General features: G+C 71.4%; 15 protein-coding genes. 11 read left to right on the plus strand and 4 right to left on the minus strand.

What is annotated here, in order from left to right:
- Positions 1 to 41 precede the first annotated feature (41 nt).
- Both ACJX2R_RS36655 and ACJX2R_RS36660 read left to right on the plus strand, forming a co-directional pair.
- A complete protein-coding gene (locus ACJX2R_RS36655) occupies positions 42 to 746 on the plus strand; it encodes a GNAT family N-acetyltransferase (RefSeq protein WP_413103577.1) in 705 nt (234 codons plus the stop codon).
- 215 nt (positions 747 to 961) lie between these two features.
- Positions 962 to 2,962, plus strand: coding sequence for an ATP-dependent DNA helicase (locus ACJX2R_RS36660; protein ID WP_413103578.1), 2,001 nt, complete (start codon positions 962 to 964; stop codon positions 2,960 to 2,962).
- A gap of 161 nt (positions 2,963 to 3,123) precedes the next feature.
- Here ACJX2R_RS36660 and lexA read toward each other — a convergent pair whose 3' ends face one another.
- Positions 3,124 to 3,927, minus strand: a complete 804-nt coding sequence (gene lexA, locus ACJX2R_RS36665; protein ID WP_037958216.1) for a transcriptional repressor LexA — start codon at positions 3,925 to 3,927, stop codon at positions 3,124 to 3,126.
- 451 nt (positions 3,928 to 4,378) lie between these two features.
- On the opposite strand from lexA, the gene nrdR reads away from it, so the two are divergent.
- The 3 genes from nrdR to ACJX2R_RS36680 all read left to right on the plus strand — a co-directional run bounded on the left by nrdR (position 4,379) and on the right by ACJX2R_RS36680 (position 8,673).
- A complete protein-coding gene (nrdR, locus tag ACJX2R_RS36670) occupies positions 4,379 to 4,900 on the plus strand; it encodes a transcriptional regulator NrdR (protein WP_020867993.1) in 522 nt (173 codons plus the stop codon).
- Positions 4,901 to 5,016: 116 nt separating this feature from the next.
- Complete coding sequence (locus tag ACJX2R_RS36675; RefSeq protein ID WP_413103579.1) at positions 5,017 to 7,884, plus strand: vitamin B12-dependent ribonucleotide reductase; 2,868 nt, start codon at positions 5,017 to 5,019, stop codon at positions 7,882 to 7,884.
- Positions 7,885 to 8,067: 183 nt separating this feature from the next.
- A complete protein-coding gene (locus ACJX2R_RS36680; protein WP_044569357.1) occupies positions 8,068 to 8,673 on the plus strand; it encodes a YdbC family protein in 606 nt (201 codons plus the stop codon).
- A 35-nt stretch (positions 8,674 to 8,708) separates the two neighbouring features.
- On the opposite strand, the gene ACJX2R_RS36685 is transcribed toward ACJX2R_RS36680, so the two are convergent.
- Positions 8,709 to 9,335 carry a TetR/AcrR family transcriptional regulator gene (locus tag ACJX2R_RS36685; RefSeq protein WP_413103580.1) on the minus strand — a complete coding sequence of 209 codons (627 nt, stop codon included), beginning with the start codon at positions 9,333 to 9,335 and terminating at the stop codon, positions 8,709 to 8,711.
- Between the two features lie 114 nt (positions 9,336 to 9,449).
- Here ACJX2R_RS36685 and abc-f point away from each other — a divergent pair, with 114 nt between their 5' ends.
- The 5 genes from abc-f (at position 9,450) to ACJX2R_RS36710 (ending at position 14,298) form a co-directional block, all read left to right on the plus strand.
- On the plus strand, positions 9,450 to 11,105 hold the full coding sequence (gene abc-f / locus ACJX2R_RS36690; RefSeq protein ID WP_413103581.1) for a ribosomal protection-like ABC-F family protein: 1,656 nt from the start codon (positions 9,450 to 9,452) through the stop codon (positions 11,103 to 11,105).
- A 9-nt stretch (positions 11,106 to 11,114) separates the two neighbouring features.
- On the plus strand, positions 11,115 to 11,774 hold the full coding sequence (locus ACJX2R_RS36695; protein WP_413103582.1) for a histidine phosphatase family protein: 660 nt from the start codon (positions 11,115 to 11,117) through the stop codon (positions 11,772 to 11,774).
- An 11-nt stretch (positions 11,775 to 11,785) separates the two neighbouring features.
- The gene (locus tag ACJX2R_RS36700; protein ID WP_413103583.1) at positions 11,786 to 12,679 is read left to right on the plus strand and encodes an ADP-ribosylglycohydrolase family protein; all 894 of its coding nucleotides are present in this window, start codon (positions 11,786 to 11,788) and stop codon (positions 12,677 to 12,679) included.
- A gap of 189 nt (positions 12,680 to 12,868) precedes the next feature.
- Positions 12,869 to 13,570 carry a ribonuclease HII gene (locus ACJX2R_RS36705; RefSeq protein WP_262702812.1) on the plus strand — a complete coding sequence of 234 codons (702 nt, stop codon included), beginning with the start codon at positions 12,869 to 12,871 and terminating at the stop codon, positions 13,568 to 13,570.
- Positions 13,571 to 13,638: 68 nt separating this feature from the next.
- The gene (locus tag ACJX2R_RS36710) at positions 13,639 to 14,298 is read left to right on the plus strand and encodes a hypothetical protein (RefSeq protein ID WP_413103584.1); all 660 of its coding nucleotides are present in this window, start codon (positions 13,639 to 13,641) and stop codon (positions 14,296 to 14,298) included.
- Between the two features lie 100 nt (positions 14,299 to 14,398).
- Here the strand turns inward: ACJX2R_RS36710 and ACJX2R_RS36715 are convergent, their stop codons facing one another.
- Both ACJX2R_RS36715 and ACJX2R_RS36720 read right to left on the minus strand, forming a co-directional pair.
- A complete protein-coding gene (locus ACJX2R_RS36715; RefSeq protein ID WP_262702810.1) occupies positions 14,399 to 15,022 on the minus strand; it encodes a hypothetical protein in 624 nt (207 codons plus the stop codon).
- Between the two features lie 229 nt (positions 15,023 to 15,251).
- A complete protein-coding gene (locus tag ACJX2R_RS36720) occupies positions 15,252 to 17,417 on the minus strand; it encodes a RecQ family ATP-dependent DNA helicase (protein ID WP_413103585.1) in 2,166 nt (721 codons plus the stop codon).
- A 110-nt stretch (positions 17,418 to 17,527) separates the two neighbouring features.
- Here ACJX2R_RS36720 and ACJX2R_RS36725 point away from each other — a divergent pair, with 110 nt between their 5' ends.
- A complete protein-coding gene (locus ACJX2R_RS36725; RefSeq protein WP_413103586.1) occupies positions 17,528 to 19,045 on the plus strand; it encodes a DUF4192 domain-containing protein in 1,518 nt (505 codons plus the stop codon).
- The last annotated feature ends 266 nt before the right edge of the window (positions 19,046 to 19,311 follow it).

Below are 19,311 nucleotides of genomic sequence, written 5' to 3' on the forward strand. Positions count from 1 at the left end.
CCCTCCCGACGTGCCCAGACCCCTGAGAGGAGAGCATCGCCGTGCCGCACACCGACTCCAGTACGAGCTCCAGCACCGACGACACCATCGACATGCGGCTGCGCCAGGAACAGGAAGAGGACATCGCACGACTCATCGACCTGGGCTCCGCCCGGCCGGAGGCCGACGCCCGGCCGGATCTGCTCGACCACATCGTCGAATGGGGGCCCACCGATACCCCGTTGGGCACCTTCCAGCTCGTCCCCGTCCGCATCGGGCGCGATCTGCGGCTCATCGCCCAATGGATGAACGACCCGTCCGTGGCCGCCTTCTGGGAGCTCGGCGGCCCCGAGGAAGCGACCGCGAGCCACCTCAGGGACCAGCTCGACGGCGATGGGCGCAGCGTGCCCTGTTTGGGCGTCCTGGACGGCGTCCCGATGAGCTATTGGGAGGTGTACCGCGCCGATCTGGACCCGCTCGCGCGGTACTACCCGGCCCGGCCGCATGACACGGGTATCCACCTGCTCATCGGCCGGGTCAGCGATCGCGGCCGCGGCCTGGGGACCACGCTGCTCCGCGCGGCCGCCGACCTCGTCCTCGAACACCGTCCGTCCTGCACCCGGGTCGTGGCCGAACCGGATCTCCGCAACACCCCCTCCGTGGCCGCCTTCCTCGGCGCCGGCTTCCGCTTCTCCGCGGAAGTCGAACTTCCCGGCAAACGCGCCGCGCTGATGCTGCGCGACCGTGCCCTGCGACACGTCCTGTGAACCTCCGCAACCATCCGTGCCCCCCGGTGATCCATCTGCCTCGATGCGAGATTCCACTGTTGATACACCGCTCGCCCGGTCCCGGTTCCCACGCGGCGCGGACCCGCCCGTGCCACCGAGCGAAGATCCGTCCGAACCCGCCCCGGCCGAAACCGTCCGTCACCGACTACGCCGACGGGAGTGATGTCGGTGCCGCCCCTTAGGCTGGCAGCCCTATGACTGAATCGTCCTCGCCTCCACTCGAAGATCTGCTGCACGCCGCCGTAACCGCCGTCGGCGGCACCGAGCGCCCTGGCCAGACCGCCATGGCCCAAGCGGTGGCGGAGGCGATCGACGACAGCTCACACCTGCTGGTCCAGGCCGGCACCGGCACCGGGAAGTCCCTGGGCTACCTGGTGCCCGCGCTCGCCCACGGCGAGCGCGTCGTCGTCGCCACGGCGACCCTCGCCCTACAGCGGCAGCTCGTCGAGCGCGACCTTCCCCGCACCGTGGAGGCGCTGCATCCGCTGCTGCGCCGCCGCCCCGAGTTCGCCATGCTCAAGGGCCGCTCCAACTATCTGTGTCTGCACCGGCTCCACGAGGGCGTCCCGCAGGAGGACGCGGATGAGGCCGGGCTCTTCGACCCGTTCGAGGCCGCCGCGCCCACCAGCAAGCTCGGCAAGGACCTGCTGCGGCTGCGCGACTGGTCGGACGATACCGAGACGGGCGACCGGGACGATCTGACCCCCGGTGTCTCGGACCGCGCCTGGTCCCAGGTGTCGGTCACCTCCCGGGAGTGCCTCGGCGCGTCCAAATGCGCCTATGGTGCGGAGTGCTTCGCCGAGGCCGCCCGTGAGCGGGCCAAGCTCGCCGACGTCGTCGTCACCAATCACGCGCTGCTCGCCATCGACGCGATCGAGGGCGCCCCCGTGCTGCCCAGCCATGAGGTGCTGATCGTCGACGAGGCCCATGAGCTGGTCTCCCGGGTCACCGGCGTCGCCAGCGGAGAGCTCACCCCGGGCCAGGTCAACCGCGCTGTGCGGCGTGCCGCGAAGCTGGTCAACGAACAGGCGGCGGATGCTCTACAGACCGCCTCCGAGGGCTTCGAGCGGCTGATGGAGCTCGCCCTGCCCGGCCGCCTCGAGAAGATCCCCGAGGATCTCGGCTATGTGCTGATGGCGCTGCGCGACGCGGCCCGCACGGTGATCTCGGCGCTCGGCGCCACACGGGACGCCTCGGTCAAGGACGAGGACGCGGTCCGCAAGCAGGCGCTGGGCGCCGTGGAGAACATCCACCAGGTGGCCGAGCGGATTGTCGAAGCCTCCGAGTACGACGTGGTCTGGTACGAGCGGCACGACCGCTTCGGCGCCTCGCTGCGCGTCGCCCCGCTCTCCGTGTCGGGTCTCCTGCGCGAGAAGTTGTTCGAGGACCGGTCCGTCGTCCTCACCTCCGCCACGCTCAAGCTGGGCGGGGACTTCAACGGGGTGGCGGCCTCACTCGGTCTCGCCCCCGAGAGTCCGCAGGATCCGGAGGGCGGCGAGGAGGCCGCGCCGCACTGGCAGGGTCTCGACGTCGGCTCGCCCTTCGACTACTCCAAGCAGGGGATTCTCTACGTCGCCAAGCATCTCGCCCAGCCCGGCCGCGAGGGCAGCCGCGCCGATATGCTCGATGAGCTCGCCGAGCTGGTCGAGGCCGCGGGGGGTCGCACGCTCGGGCTGTTCTCGTCCATGCGCGCCGCCCAGGCGGCCGCGGAGGGGTTGCGTGGGCGCCTGGACATGCCCATCCTCCTCCAGGGCGAGGAGACGCTGGGCGAGCTGATCCGCTCCTTCTCCGCCGACGCCAGGACCTGCCTGTTCGGCACGCTGTCCCTCTGGCAGGGCGTCGATGTGCCGGGGCCCAGCTGTCAGTTGGTGGTGATGGACCGGGTGCCCTTCCCCCGCCCCGACGACCCTCTGATGAGTGCCCGGCAGAAGGCGGTGGAGGAGGCCGGAGGCAATGGCTTCATGGCCGTCGCCGCGACCCATGCCGCGCTGCTGATGGCCCAGGGCGCGGGCCGACTGGTGCGGGCCTCCGGCGACCGGGGCATCGTCGCCGTCCTCGATCCGCGGGTCGAGCGGGCCCGCTACGGTTCGTTCCTCCGCAAGTCCATGCCGGAATTCTGGTACACCACCGACCGCAACCAGGTGCGCCGCTCGCTGGCCGCCATCGACGCGGCGGCCAAGGAACAGGAGGCCTAGCGGGGGCGCGGGTCGCCTCAGCGGTCGTCTCGTACGACAGTGCCTCGACGGTTACGACAGGGCCTCGACGGTCGCGCGACACAGCAGGGCCCCGGAACCGGCGCAGTGGTCCCGGGGCCCGGTCGTGGGGCACGCTAAGGGCGTACCTCGATCCGGCGCGCTCAGACGCGCCGCAGCACTGCGACCACCTTGCCCAGAATGGTCGCCTCGTCGCCGGGGATCGGCTGGTAGGCGGCGTTGTGCGGGAGGAGCCACACATGGCCGTCCTCACGCTTGAAACGCTTCACCGTGGCCTCGCCGTCGAGCATCGCGGCGACGATGTCGCCGTTCTCAGCGACGGGCTGGCGGCGCACCGTCACCCAGTCGCCGTCGCAGATGGCGGCCTCGATCATGGAGTCGCCGACCACCTTCAGCACGAAGAGCTCACCGTCGCCGACCAGCTGCCGGGGGAGCGGGAAGACATCCTCGACCGACTCCTCGGCGAGGATCGGGCCACCGGCCGCGATCCGGCCGACCAGCGGCACATAAGAGGCGGCGGGCTTGCCGGTGGTGTCCGGGGGCTGGGTGCTGGGCTGGTCGGAGCCGCGGACCTCGTAGGCCCGGGGCCGATGGGGGTCGCGCCGCAGAAAGCCCTTCCGCTCCAGGGCCATCAGCTGATGGGCGACGGATGAGGTGCTGGAGAGGCCCACCGCCTGACCGATCTCCCGCATGGACGGCGGGTAGCCACGCCGCTGCACAGAGTCGCGAATGACCTCGATGACGCGCCGCTGCCGGTCGGTCAGCCCCGAGCTGTCCGCCCGGATGCCTGGAGGTCGCCCTGGTAGCGAGCGCGCTGGCTTCTGCCCCTCCGGCGTCGTGGCGTCGTCGTTCATCGGGTGGGTCTGGTTCATCGCGTGTGTCTGTTCGAGTCGGCTCTGGGAGCGCTCCTGGGCGGTAACAGTGGCGCTCTCTGCGGTGGTGGTCACGACGGCCCCTCTCGAGATGTTCTCCCTAGTTGGACAACGGTAGTTGCTTTCGAAAGGTTGCGCCAAACACACGTTCGAGTGAAATATCGCAGATGGACTGACGTGATCACAGGGTTGGGTGTATAGGCCGTTTGTTCCGGTCGCCGTGCGGCGGCCCCAGTCTTGCATCCCGACCCCTGTGAATCCGGGACGCACGGGGTTCGCGTAGTCTCGTGCCTGCTCCCGACCCGTGACACGCCATCCGGCTCGGTTGAGTGCCGGACACCAGATCTAGTGGTTTGATGGATGCAAGCCACCCACAGGTTGTGGTCCCTGGTGGATCCGTCGACAGGGTTTTGGCCTATGCTTGTGGCCGCCTCGGAGGGCCTCACGGCCCGGACGGGGCTCATCAGGCATGTCCAGGCATGTTCAGTCATGCGCCGTTTTTGAGGGTGAGGGAGGGATCGGAGTCATGCACTGCCCCTTCTGTAGGCACCCCGACAGCCGCGTCGTCGACAGCCGCACCACGGATGACGGCTGCTCGATCCGCAGGCGCCGCCAGTGCCCCGACTGCTCGCGCCGCTTCACGACCGTGGAGACCGCGTCACTCATGGTGATCAAGCGGAGCGGGGTCACCGAGCCCTTCAGCCGCGACAAGGTCATCTCGGGGGTTCGCAAGGCGTGCCAGGGCCGTCCCGTCACCGAGGACGCCCTCGCCAAGCTCGGTCAGCAGGTGGAGGAGGCGGTCCGGGCCACCGGCAGTGCCGAGCTGTCCACCCATGACGTCGGGCTCGCCATACTCGGCCCGCTCCAGAAGCTCGACCTCGTCGCCTACCTCCGCTTCGCCTCCGTCTACCGCGCCTTCGACTCCCTCGAGGACTTCGAGGCCGCCGTGGCGGAGTTGCGTGACCAGCAACGGCCTCCCGCGCACGACCGCGGGCCCGGCGCCGAAGGGGCCGCGGAGGCCCCCGCGCCGGCCATCGCCGCCGACTGACCGGCGGCCCACACACCCGCCCGGGGCGCTTGCCGCGTCCGGGTGAAAGACAGACACACCGTGCCCGGGGAAGAAATGGGCACATCAGGGCGTTTTCGCCCGTACAGGGAGGCGGAATGACAGAGACGACGAGCGGCCCGGCACGAGGCTCCCGCTCCAAGGGCAGCAAGGCGAACAAGGGTCTGCGCATCGAGCGCATCCACACCACCCCCGGCGTGCATCCGTACGACGAGGTGGTCTGGGAGCGCCGTGACGTCGTCATGACCAACTGGCGCGACGGTTCGGTCAACTTCGAGCAGCGCGGCGTGGAGTTCCCCGACTTCTGGTCGGTGAACGCGGTCAACATCGTCACAAGCAAGTACTTCCGTGGCGCGGTGGGCTCCCCGGACCGCGAGGCGAGCCTGAAGCAGCTCATCGACCGCGTGGTGCACACCTACCGCAAGGCAGGTGAGGACAATGGCTACTTCGCCTCGCCCGCGGACGCCGAGATCTTCGACCACGAGCTCACCTACGCGCTGCTGCACCAGGTCTTCAGCTTCAACTCGCCTGTCTGGTTCAACGTCGGCACCAAGCAGCCGCAGCAGGTCAGCGCCTGCTTCATCCTCTCCGTGGACGACTCCATGGAGTCGATCCTGGACTGGTACAAGGAAGAGGGGATGATCTTCAAGGGCGGCTCCGGCGCCGGCCTGAACCTCTCCCGCATCCGCTCCTCCAAGGAGCTCCTCTCCTCTGGCGGCAACGCCTCCGGCCCCGTCTCCTTCATGCGCGGCGCCGACGCCTCCGCCGGAACGATCAAGTCGGGGGGCGCCACCCGCCGGGCCGCCAAGATGGTCGTGCTCGATGTCGATCACCCGGACATCGAGGCGTTCATCGAGACCAAGGTCAAGGAGGAGGAGAAGATCCGCGCCCTGCGCGACGCGGGCTTCGACATGGATCTGGGCGGCGACGACATCACGTCCGTCCAGTACCAGAACGCCAACAATTCCGTCCGCGTGAACGACGCGTTCATGAAGGCGGTGGAGTCCGGCTCCTCGTTCGGGCTGCGCAGCCGGCTGACCGGTGAGCCCATCGAGGAGATCGACGCCAAGGCGCTCTTCCGCAAGATGGCCGAGGCCGCCTGGGCCTGCGCCGACCCGGGCATCCAGTACGACGACACCATCAACCACTGGCACACCTCGCCGGAGTCGGGCCGGATCACCGCCTCCAACCCGTGCAGCGAGTACATGCACCTGGACAACTCCTCGTGCAACCTCGCCTCGCTCAACCTGATGAAGTTCCTCCAGGACGACGACGCGGGCAACCAGCGTTTCGACGCCGAGCGCTTCGCCAAGGTCGTCGAGCTGGTCATCACTGCGATGGACATCTCCATCTGCTTCGCGGACTTCCCGACCGAGAAGATCGGCGAGACCACCCGTGCCTTCCGCCAGCTGGGCATCGGCTACGCCAACCTGGGTGCCCTGCTGATGGCCACCGGCCACGCCTACGACAGCGACGGCGGCCGGGCCCTGGCCGGGGCCATCACCTCCCTGATGACCGGCACCTCGTACAAGCGCTCCGCTGAGCTCGCCGCCGTGGTCGGCACGTACGACGGCTACGCCCGGAACGCGGACGCCCACAAGCGCGTCATGAAGCAGCACTCGGACGCCAACGCCGCCGCCAAGCGCATGGACGACCTGGACACCCCGGTCTGGGCCGCGGCCACCGAGGCCTGGCAGGACGTGCTGCGCCTCGGCGAGAAGAGCGGCTACCGCAACGCCCAGGCGTCGGTGCTCGCGCCCACCGGGACCATCGGCCTGATGATGGACTGCGACACCACGGGCGTCGAGCCGGACCTGGCCCTGGTCAAGTTCAAGAAGCTGGTCGGCGGCGGCTCCATGCAGATCGTGAACAACACGGTCCCCAAGGCGCTCAAGCGGCTCGGCTACCAGGAGGAGCAGGTCGAGGCGATCGTCGCCCACATCGCCGAGCACGGCAATGTGATCGACGCGCCGGGGCTGAAGCCCGCGCACTACGAGGTCTTCGACTGCGCGATGGGCGAGCGCTCCATCTCGCCGATGGGCCATGTGCGGATGATGGCGGCCGCCCAGCCGTTCCTGTCCGGCGCGATCTCCAAGACGGTCAACATGCCGGAGTCGGCCACCGTCGAGGAGATCGAGGAGATCTACTTCGAGGGCTGGAAGCTCGGTATCAAGGCGCTGGCGATCTACCGCGACAACTGCAAGGTCGGTCAGCCGCTCTCCGCCAAGAAGAAGGAGGAGAAGGAGCAGGCCGAGCCCGAGGTCGAGAAGGTCGTCGAGTACCGCCCGGTCCGCAGGCGCCTCCCCAAGGGCCGTCCCGGCATCACCACCTCCTTCACGGTGGGCGGTGCCGAGGGCTACATGACCGCCAACTCCTACCCGGACGACGGTCTCGGTGAGGTCTTCCTGAAGATGTCCAAGCAGGGCTCGACCCTGGCGGGCATGATGGACGCCTTCTCGATCGCCGTGTCGGTCGGCTTGCAGTACGGCGTGCCGCTGGAGACCTACGTCTCGAAGTTCACCAATATGCGCTTCGAGCCGGCCGGTATGACGGACGACCCGGACGTGCGGATGGCGCAGTCGATCGTCGACTACATCTTCCGTCGGCTGGCGCTGGACTTCCTGCCCTTCGAGACCCGCTCGGCGCTCGGCATCCACTCCGCCGAGGAGCGCCAGCGCCACCTGGAGACCGGGTCCTACGAGGCCGCCGACGACGAGGTGGACGTCGAGGGCCTGGCCCAGTCGGCGCCGCGCCATGTGGCCGCCCCGAAGAGCAGTGGGTCGTCGTCGCAGTCGCGGAGCGGGTCCGAGTCGGCGAAGGAGGCTCACAGCTCGACCGAACTGGTCGAGATCCAGCTGGGGCTGAACGCGGACGCGCCGCTCTGCTTCTCCTGCGGCACCAAGATGCGCCGTGCGGGCAGCTGCTACCTGTGCGAGGGCTGCGGTTCGACGAGCGGGTGCAGCTGATCGCGAGCCCTTACGGATGACGTCCGAGGGATGACATCCCAGGGCTGACATCCCAGGCGGGGCGCGGACCTTCGGGCCCGCGCCCCGCCGCTGTTGTCCCCGGCGCCGTACGCCGCGATGGCGAACCGGGGGCGGACTCTCCGGTATGTGATGAGGGCCACCGTACGGCCGTAGGATGGCGCGGTGCTGGTCAAGTGGATTCGCTGCACCGTGGTGGACCGCCCGGGTTTCGAGCGGGGGCAGCGGAAGTGGGCGGGGTTGCCCGGCGAACCGGGATTCCGGGGGCAGGGCGGTGGCTGGAGCCGGGGGCGGCCGAATGTGGCGCATGTCTTCTCGTTCTGGGAGAGCCGGGCGTTCTACGACTCCTTCATGGCGCGCTCGCACGACCGGCTGGCGGCCTCGCAGTCGGGCACGTACCGGGATATGCAAGTCCGGCTGTTCGAGCACCGATTCGATGTGAAGGTCGGCTTCGAGCCGCGGTTCTCGGACGCGGACGTGGTGCGCGTCGCGCACTGCCGGGTGCGCCCCGACCGGGTGGATCACTTCACGTTGGTGCAGGAGAAGGTGTGGAATCCGGCCATGGCCGGGTCGCCCGGGATGCTGCGAGGGGTGTTCGGGGAGGCGCCGGGGAACGAGTTCCTGGTGCTGTCGATGTGGGACTCGGCGGCCGAGCACGGGAAGTACCGGGTGGAGCGGGTCGAACGGCTCGGCCTGCGCGCGCAGACGGAAGCGGATGTGGCGGCGATCGCCGGTGATGTCGTACGGGTCGAGTCCGCCTGGACGGTGTGAGGCGGGGCCCTCTGCCGGTCGAGGAACGGTCCTGATCAGTGGCGGTCGGGGAGGTAGGCCCCGGCCCGGACCGCGGCGGCGACGGCGGCCGCCGTCTGGTCGGCGAGCGGGGTGTCGATGGGCTCGCGGGTGATGAGCGCCCGGAAGAACAAGGGCGCGGAGACGGCGCGTACGACCGCCGCGGCGTCGGTGCCGGAGGGGGCCTCACCTCGGTCGACGGCCCGCCGCACCACGGATTCGCAGCGCGCGAAGCGCTCGGTGTAGAAGTCGCGCAGCGCCCGCGCCGCGCGCTCGGACTGGAACGCGGCCGCGATGAAGGCGGTCGGCGCGGCGGCGGCCGACGCGCTGCCGAAGGTCTCGATCACCTCGCGGGCGAGGGCGCGCAGATCGCCCTCCAGATTCCCGGTGTCGGGCGGGGCCCAGGCGTCCTCTCCCGCCAGGTCCAGCGCGTCCGCCACGAGCCCTTCGACGCTGCCCCAGCGCCGGTAGACCGTCGTCTTGTGGATGCCTGAGCGCTCGGCGACGTACTCCACGGTCAGACCGGGGTAGCCGTGCTCGGCGAGGCCGGTGAGCACTGCGTCGCGCACCGCCGAGCGGGTGCGCGCGGTGCGACCGCCGGGGCGGACGGTGCCCGGTGTCGGGGCGGCGCTCTCTGCGGACAAGTGCAACTCCAGTTGTGTTAGTGGGTTCGCTGTGCCATGCTGAGGGTAACGCAACTTTAGTTGTGTTTGGAGTGTGCGGTCCGGGTGGCCGCTCGCGTGCTCGGAGGTGTGCCCTTGCCCACTCAGATCTCGCTGCGAGGCGTCACGCTGTCCCGGGGTGACCGGCTGCTGCTCGACGACGTGTCCTTCGCGGTGCGGCCCGGGGAGCGGATCGGCGTCGTGGGGGAGAACGGGGCCGGTAAGTCCACGCTGCTGCGGCTGCTGGCCGGGCGCGAGGCACCGGACGACGGCGCCGTGGTGACGGTGGCCGACGGTGGCGTCGCACACCTCGGCCAGACCCCCGAGCTGCCGCCGGACCATACGGTGCGCGACGCGGTGGACACCGCCCTCGCCGAGATGCGCGCCATGGAGCGCGGGCTGCGCGAGCTGGAGGCGGAGCTCGGCGGCGACGCCCCTGACGCCCCCGACGCGCTCGTCGCGTACGGCGATCTGCTCACCGCGTTCGAGGCCCGCGGCGGCTATGAGGCGGATGCCCGGGTGGAGAAGGCCCTGCACGGCCTGGGGCTCGGCGGCATCGGGTACGAGCGGCGGCTGGGCAGCCTGTCGGGCGGTGAGCAGGCCCGGCTCGGGCTCGCCTGGCTGATCGCGGCCGCCCCCGAGGTGATGCTGCTGGACGAGCCGACGAACCACCTCGACGGCACGGCGCTCGGCTGGCTGGAGGAGGCGCTCCGGGCGCATCACGGCACCGTCCTCGCGGTCTCCCACGACCGGGTCTTCCTGGAGCGGGTGGCGACCGCGATCGTCGAGGTGGACGCCGACCGGCGCACCCTGGCGCGGTACGGCGGGGGGTACGGCGGATTCGTCGCCGAGCAGACCGCCGCGCGCCGCCGCTGGGAGCAGGCGTACGAGGAGTGGTGCGCGGAGACGGCCGCGCTCGCCGAGGCCGCCACCACCGTCGCCCGGCGGGTCGCCCCCGGCCGCGGCATGAAGGACGGCAACAAGATGGCCTACGACCGGGACCGGGGGCGTGTGCAGTCCTCGGTGTCCAGCAGGGTGCGGAACGCGCGGGAGAGGCTGCGCAGACTCCAGGAGGATCCGGTGCCGCGCCCACCGGCGCCGCTGCGGTTCTCGGCGCTCCCCGCCGCGGGCACGACGGACGGTCCGCTCATCGATCTTCACGATGTCCGCGTGGGGGAGCGGCTGGCGGTCGACCGGCTCACGGTGGCGGCCGGAGACAGGCTCCTCGTCCACGGTGCCAACGGCGCGGGAAAATCCACGTTGCTGCGGGTCATGGCCGGGGTGGAGAAACCCGAGGCCGGCCGGGTGGCCCGCCGGGGCAGGATCGGCTACCTCGCCCAGGAGATACCGGTTGCCCGGCCCCGGGAGCGACTGCTGTCGGCCTTCGGCCGGGGGCTGCCGGGGACACCGGAGGAGCAGGCCGACCTGCTGCTGTCGTACGGGCTGTTCCGCCCGGATGCCCTCCACGTCCCGGTGGGGTCGCTCTCCGCGGGCCAGCGCCGTCGGCTTGCCCTCGCCCGGCTGCTGGCCCGCCCCGCCGATCTGCTGCTGCTCGACGAGCCGACCAACCATCTCGCCCTCGGCCTGGTGGAGGAACTGGAGGAGGCGCTGGCCCAGTGGACCGGGGCGCTGGTGGTGGTCTCGCACGACCGGCTGCTGCGCAGTCGCTTCACCGGGCGGCGCCGTGAGATACGAGGAGGCCGGCCCCTGGCCGAGGAGGGGCGCGAGGCGTCGGCCACGGGCTCGATCTAGGGTGGCGCCATGGCACGACCCCGGCGCATCGTCCTCCTACGGCACGGAGAATCGGAGGGGAATGTCGATGACTCGGTGTACGAAACCGTGCCCGACCATGCTCTGAAGTTGACCGAGACCGGCCGTCGGCAGGCCCAGGAGGCAGGTGAGCGGCTGCGCGCCGCCTTCGGCGACGAGCACGTGTCGATCTATGTGTCGCCGTACCGCCGCACCCACCAGACCCTGAAACTGCTCGATCTCGACCCCTCCCGCACCCGGATCAGGGAGGAGCCGCGGCTGCGGGAGCAGGACTGGGGGAACTGGCAGGACCGCGAGGACGTGCGGAAGCAGAAGGCGTACCGCGACGCCTACGGGCACTTCTTCTACCGGTTCGCACAGGGTGAGTCGGGCGCCGACGTCTACGACCGGGTGGACGCCTTCCTGGACAGCCTGTGGCGCAGTTTCCAGGACCCGGCACATCCGCCGAACGTCCTGCTGGTGACCCATGGAATGACCATGCGGCTGTTCTGCATGCGGTGGCTGCACTGGAGCGTCGCCGAATTCGAGTCGCTGTCGAACCCCGGCAACGGCGAGATGCGGACGCTGCTGCTCGGCTCCGACGGGCGTTACCACCTCGACCGGCCCTTCGAGCACTGGTGCGCCCCCAAGCCCTACGGCCATACCGGTTAGAGTGCGCAGCGATGACCGCTGACCGTTTCCACCGGGCTCTGCGGAGCCTGCGCGGGCTGGCCGTGGGCGACGCCCTCGGCTCCCAGTTCTTCGTCCCTGCCAACTATCCCCACCTCAAGCGCCGCGAGCTGCCGCCCACCCCCTGGCAGTGGACCGACGACTCCGAGATGGCCTGTTCGATCCTGGCCGTCCTGGTGACCCACGGCCGGATCGACCAGGACGATCTCGCCCGGTCCTTCGCCGACCACCATGACTTCGACCGGGGCTACGGCCCCGCCGTGAACCGGATGCTCCGCCTGATCAGGGAGGGCGGCGACTGGCGTGACCTGGCCGCCGGACTGTTCCAGGGGCAGGGTTCGTGGGGCAACGGCGCCGCCATGCGGATCGCCCCGCTGGGCGCCTGGTACGCGGGCGATGTGGAGCAGGCCACGCATCAGGCGGAGATCTCGGCGTACACCACGCATCAGCACCGCGAGGCGGTGGCGGGAGCCATGGCGGTGGCCGCGGCCGCGGCGCTGGTGGCCGATCCGGCGGGCCACGGCGGGCCCGGGGAACTGCTGGACCGGGTGGTCGACGTGGTGCCGCGCAGCGCCGTCCAGGCCGGGCTGCGCCGCGCCCGCGACATGCTCGACTACGCGGACGCCGGGACCGTCGCCGCGGTGCTCGGCTGCGGCCGCCGCACCAGCGCCCACGACACGGTGCCGTTCGCCCTGTGGGCGGCCGCTCGCCACCTGGGTTCCTTCGAGGAGGCGTTCTGGAGGACGGCCTCGGCCGGCGGAGATGTGGACACCACCTGCGCCATCGTCGGGGGAGTGATCGCGTCCGAGGCCGCCGGTGCGCCGCCCGCCGACTGGCTGGATCGCACCGAGGCGTTGCCGGAGTGGGTCCCGGCGGGTGCCGACTGACCTTTCGTATGGGCGTGATGCGGTGCGCCGTCCGGTTTGCCCCATCCTTCGAACCGCCCTTGTGCCGAGCCATGTTGGGTGGAAACGGACCCGGAGCCCCAGGGCGGCGACCGTCGGCGGCGGCCGGTGATCACTGCTGGGGATCCGGGTTCCGAACGCAGGTAAGACCGGCGTAAGGTTGTCCTCGCCATGGCCTATGAACCGCCCACCCACAGTGTCGAGCGCTCGCTCCGAGCCACGACGGGAGCCAAGATCGTCGTTGGTATCGACGAAGTCGGGCGCGGGGCATGGGCCGGTCCGGTGACGGTCTGCGCGGCGGTCACCGGTCTGCGCCGTCCGCCGACCGGGCTCACCGACTCCAAGCTGCTGAGTCCCAAGAAGCGCACGGCCCTGGCCCTGGAGTTGGACTCCTGGGTCACCGCACACGCCCTGGGTCACTCCTCTCCCGAGGAGATCGACGACCTGGGGATGACGGCCGCCCTCCGGCTCGCCGCCACGCGTGCGCTGGACGCGCTGCCGGTCCGGCCGGATGCGGTGATCCTGGACGGGAAGTACGACTACCTCGGCGGTCCCTGGACGGTTCGTACGGTCATCAAGGGCGATCAGTCCTGTGTGTCCGTCGCCGCCGCCTCGGTGATCGCCAAGGTTCACCGGGATGCGATGATGGCCGAACTGGGAGTCGAGCACACGGACTTCTGCTTCGGGGACAACGCCGGATATCCGTCCCCCACACACCGTGCCGCCCTGCGGGAACTGGGGCCCACGCCCCACCACCGGCTGTCCTGGGCCTATATGGACGGGCTGCCCCGCTGGCGGCACCTGAAGCGGTTCCGCAGCACATCCGAACCGGTCGGGCTGGAGGACGAAGGCCAACTCGGCTTCGACTTCTGAGCAGACCAAGCGGTCGAAACCGCCACCCGCCGATGCGACTCGCACCGACGTTTGATAGACATCAGCCCATGCCTCTCATCCCCGAGGAGCCTCAGATTCACGAGAGTGTCCCGGGTCCCCGCGCGACACCGGCCGCAGGCCGTACCGCGCCGACCCCTCGTCCTGTCCCTGGTCCCGGCCCCCGGCCCGCACCGCGGCGGCCCGGAAGCCCCGGTCCCAACCGTGGCTCCGCCGGAACCTCGTCGGCTCAGTCGCAGCGCACCACGAGTGATGCGACGAAGCCCGTGCCGACCGCTCCGGCGGCTTCGGCTGCCAAGACCGCACCCGCCGCCACGAAGGCCACGCCCCAGATCCAGCTGATCCCCGCCACGGTGGACGGCGCCCTGGACGCGGCGGACGAGGCGGTCGACCTGCTGCTGGATTCCGGTCGGCCCCCTGGTGAGATCCTGGTGCTGACCACCGGGGAGCAGCATCCGTGGGCGGCACATGAGTTGTCCTTCGGCGAGGCGTCCTACTGGGCGCAGCACGACGCCGGAGACGATGTCTTCTACGCCGGCGCGGACGCCGACCGTCTCAAGGACCGTCCGGTCGTGGTCGTCGCCGTCAACGGTGGTGTGGACGACGCCGTGGCCCGCGCGCTGCCCAAGGCGATGGGCCGTGCCGGGACGCTGTTGATCGTCTGCGGCGATCCGGAGCGCATCAACACCCTCATCGGTTCGGGCGCCTGAGGCCGCACGTCCCCGAACGCCCGGTGTCCGGCGGTCTCTGTCCCCCGTGGCGGAGCTGTCCGGCGTCCGGACGGCCGGTGGCCGTGCGGCCCGCGACCGGTCAGACGGCGGCGGGGTGGCTCAGTGCCTTGCGCCGCCCTCCCAGGTGGGGCCGCGGCAGCGCCTTGGCGTCGCCGTCGCCCTCGACGGCCACGCCCAGTTCGGCAGGCAGCGAAGCGGAGTGCGGCCGACGGCCGCCCCGCCCCTCACCGAGGACCCGCCATCCGTCGTGGGTCAGCGTGATGTACGCACCGCAGCGCAGGCCGTGCAGGGTGCAGGCGTCGCGCAGCCCCCACATCCAGGCGCCGTCCTCCTCCGTCCACCGGCTCTCGCCCTCGCGGCAGTAGAGCAGCACGGCGGTGCGGATCGGTGTGCGGCGTCGCAGATCGTGCGGGATCACCCGGCGCAACTGCGCCAGCAGCGCGTTCCGGAAGTCCCAGCCGTCGACGGCGGCAGCGCCGCGGCGGACGAACGAGGCGCTCGCCGCGAGCCGTTCCTCCGGATCGAGGACCGCGACGACGGCGGTCGAGGGCGTCGGCAGATGGCGGATGTGCAGTCCGGTGACCACCTCGCGCGGATTGCGCAGCAACGGGATTCCCGCTGCCGCCCACTCGGCGGGCTGGAGCATCCGGCCGGCTCGGGAAGCGGAATCGGCGGCCGGTGGCGGAACGAAGCCGAAGGTCACGGTCCTCCCTTCGTCTGCGCCCACGGTCCGTGCGAAGGGTCGGGCACGGGCGCAGGCCACGACACAGCCCCGTCGGTACCACGGCCGGACCGGGGGCGGGGGAGCTGCTCACAATTCTCGCGGTACTGCCCGCGTGCGGCAATGCACAGTCGGCACCGCTGACCGTTTTAGCGGGATGTGCGTTCTATATTCCTCGCCGCTTCGCGCCCCGTCGCAACCGCGGCCGCCTCTATCCCTGCACGGCCAGGACCAGCGGAAACACCCCGGCCGCCCCGGCCCGGCGGAGCAGCCGGGAGGCGACGGCCAAGGTCCAGCCGGTGTCCGCCAGGTCGTCCACCAGCAGCACCGGTCCACCCGCCTCGGCAAGGGCCGCGGCCAGCGGGGGCGGCACGGTCAGCGCGCCGTGCAGCGCCCGCAGCCGTTGGGCGCTGTTGGTGCGCGGCACCCGGGTGTCGATCTCGCCGTCGTGGTACGCGACGCTTCCGAGTAGGGGCAACCGGCCAACGGTGGCGATCCGTTCGCCGAGTGACCCGATCAGCTGTGGGCGGGTGCGCGAGGCGATCGTGACCACGCCCACCGGGCGGTCCGGGGCGTCCGGCGCGCCCGAGGCCCAGCCGCCGGGGCCCTTGGCCCAGTCGGCGAGCACGGTCACCACCGCACCGGCCACATCGTCGGGCACCGGGGCGTCCGGGTTCTGGGGGGCCAGCAGCGGCCGCAGCCGGTTTCCCCAGCCGATGTCGGACAGACGGCCCAGGGCCCGGCCCGGAGCGGCCTGCTCACCCGCCGGAATGCGGCCCTTGAGCTCGACGCCCACCGCGGGCAGCCCGGTCGGCCACATACGGCGCGGCTCCACCTCGACACCGGGCCGCCCCAGCTCACCGCGCGCCGCGTCCAGCGCGGCGGCGGACACCTCGGTGGTGAACCGCGCCCCCGCGCAGTTGTCACAGCGGCCACAGGGCGCCGCCTTCTCGTCGTCCAGCTGCCGCCGCAGGAACTCCATCCGGCAGTCGGCCGTGGTGGCGTACTCCCGCATGGCCTGCTGCTCGGTCTCCCGCTGGCGCGCCACCCACGCATACCGCTCCGCGTCATACGCCCAGGCCTGCCCGGTGGCGGTCCAGCCGCCGCGCACCCGCCGCACCGCGCCGTCCACGTCGAGCACCTTGAGCATGATCTCCAGACGCGACCGCCGCAGCTCGACCTGGGGCTCGAGCGCGGGCAGCGACACCGGCCGGTCCGACGACGCGAGCACGTCGAGCGTGCGGCGCACCTGCTCCTCGGGCGGGAAGGCGAGCGAGGCGAAATACCGCCAGATCGCCTCGTCCTCACGACCGGGCAGGAGCAGCACCTCGGCGTGTTCCACACCGCGCCCGGCGCGCCCGACCTGCTGGTAGTAGGCGATGGGGGAGGACGGCGAACCGAGATGCACCACGAAGCCGAGGTCCGGCTTGTCGAAACCCATGCCCAGCGCTGAGGTGGCGACCAGCGCCTTGACCCGGTTGGCCAGCAGATCCTCCTCGGCCTGCTGGCGATCCGCGTTCTCCGTCTTGCCGGTGTAGGAGGCGACGGTGTGGCCGCGCTGTCGCAGGAACGCGGTCACCTCCTCGGCCGCGGCCACGGTGAGGGTGTAGATGATCCCGGAGCCCGGCAGCTCATCGAGGTGGTCGGCGAGCCAGGCGAGCCGATGCGCGGCGTCCGGCAGCGGCAGCACGCCCAGCCGCAGGCTCTCCCGGTCCAGCGGGCCGCGCAGCACCAGCGCCCGCCCAGCTCCTTCGCCCGTGCCCAGTTGCTCGGCCACATCCGCGGTGACCCGCGCGTTCGCAGTCGCGGTGGTGGCGAGCACGGGCACACCCTGGGGCAGATCGGTGAGCATGGTGCGCAGCCTGCGGTAGTCGGGCCGGAAGTCATGGCCCCAGTCGGAGATGCAGTGTGCCTCGTCGACGACCAGCAGGCCGGTGGCGGCGGCGAGCTGGGGCAGCACCTGGTCGCGGAAGTCGGGGTTGTTGAGCCGCTCCGGGCTCACCAGCAGCACATCCACCTCGCCCGCGGCCACCTCCGCCTGGATGGTGTCCCACTCCTCGGTGTTCGCGGAATTGATCGTTCGAGCCTGGATACCGGCGCGCGCGGCGGCCTCGACCTGGTTGCGCATCAGCGCGAGCAGCGGGGAGACGATCACGGTCGGACCGCTGCCGCGCTCGCGCAGCAGCGCGGTGGCGACGAAATACACCGCCGACTTGCCCCAGCCGGTGCGCTGCACGACCAGCGCCCGGCGGCGCTCGGCGACGAGCGCCTCGATCGCCCGCCATTGATCCTCCCGGAGCCGGGCGGAGCCGGTGGTGTCCCCGACGAGGCGGGCCAGGACGCGGTCGGCCGAGAGGCGCAGTTCTTCGTCGCTCATGCCCCCATGCAACCCGATCCCGCCGACATCGCGCCAACACCCCCGGCAGCCTGTGGATAACGTTATCCACAGGGGTGGCGGGGTCGGCTGGGCTGAGGGACCGTCGGGCCATGACTCGACACAACGAAGCGGCCGGTCTGCCCGGCGAAGAGCAGGTCACCCTCCGCAGTCCGGCCGAGCTCGCCGATGCCCTCCCCTATGTCCTGGGCTTCCAGCCGGACGACAGCATCGTGATGATCGCGCTGCACGGCGCACGCGGTCGGTTCGGCGGCAGGCTGAGGCTCGGCATTCCCCGGGTCCCGGAGGAGTGGCCCGAGGTCTGCGACCAGCTCGCCGAATGCCTGATCAACGGCAGCGAGCGGCGGGGCGTGCGGCCGGACGGAGTCGTTCTGTTCCTGTGCCAGGAGCCGGCCGAGGGCGAGTCCGCGCTGGAGGTGATGGAGCGGCTGCGGCCCCTCTCTCAGCGGCTGCGCGTCGCATGCGGCGGGTTGGAGGTGCCGGTGTTCGAGGCGCTGTGCATCTCCGGCGGCCGGTTCTGGTCGTATGTCTGCCCCGACCGGCGCTGCTGTCCGCCCGAAGGCGTTCCGCTCGCACTGCCCGGCACGTCGGTCATGGCCGCGGCGGCGACGTTCGCGGGAGTCCAGGTGCGCGGCTCGCTGCGCGAGATGGAGGCCAGGCTCGCCCCGCTCGGGGCGCCTCGGGCCGATGGGCAGGAGCGGGCGCTGGATACGGCCGGGGCCGATCTTGTGCCGAGGATTCTGGACGGCGCCGGCTCCGTGACGGTGCGTGCGCAAACCCTCGGTCTGGTGGGCCGGATGCTGGATACGTTCCAGGCCGCGCCGCCGGTCGCCGACGCCTGTGCGGCTGACCTCCGCGATGACGGCCTGCTCGACGACCAGGAGGCGGCCGCGATGATCATTGGGTTGCAGGACCGGCGGACCCGGGACCGGGTGGCCGGCTGGATGGAGGAAGCGGACGCCGACGCGGCGCTCCGGCTGTGGCGCGCGCTGGCCCGGCGCTGTGTCGGCTCCTACGGGGAGCATGCGGCGGCGCCGCTGACCCTGGCGGGGTGGGTTGCCTGGTCGGCGGGTGATGAGCTGATGGCACGGGTGGCGCTCGGGCGTGCCCTGCGAGTCGATCCCGACTACCTCTTCGCGAGGTTGTTGCACCAGGCGTGCAATGAGGGGGTCCATCCGAAGCTGCTGCGGCAATGTCTGCGCCGGGAGGACTCCGAGCGCTCCGACCCGGCCGACCGCGCCGACCGTGCCCTGCACGCCGCGGTGCACGCGGAACTGGAGCGCCGCGGCGACTTGGCTGCCGCCGAGTCGCCGGGGGTGGCCGGAGCCCCGGCCGAAACGGGCATGGAGACGGCCGGAGCGGTCAGGTCGGCTGAGTCCGCCGAATCGGCCGCCCGCGCGGAGGCGGAGGAGTCGGACGAGGCGGAGGAACCGGGAGAGGCGGAAGACCAGAGGGGGCAGTCGGCGCGGGAGCGGTCGAGCGGGGCGGCGGGCCCGGGCGACGGGAGCGGCTCGGCGGGGTCGAGCACCCCGGGTGGCAGGCGCCGCCCGGAAGGGCGGCCACGCACCCGGCGCCGCATCGGCGGCCGGAGCACGCGCAGCCGCCGCTGACCCGGCCGGGCCGGGGGAGCCCTGGGCGGGGGCCTGGGGCGGTTGCGGGGGCGGGGGTACCGATCCGCTGGACGGCTCCGGCCTACGACACACGGCGGCCCGGGGGCGGCCGGTGGGCGGCAGGGGTGTGCTGAGGTCCGGCGCCAGGGGCGGACAGTGGACGGTGAGAGGAGCTGCCGAGGCGCGGCGGTCCGGGTGGCCGGTGGGTTGGGGGTGGTGGTCCGCCCGCGTGGGCGGCTCGGAGATTCGGAAGGGGGTGTGGGAAT

The organism is Streptomyces sp. Inha503, assembly GCF_047215865.1.
Lineage (GTDB): Bacteria > Actinomycetota > Actinomycetes > Streptomycetales > Streptomycetaceae > Streptomyces > Streptomyces lycopersici.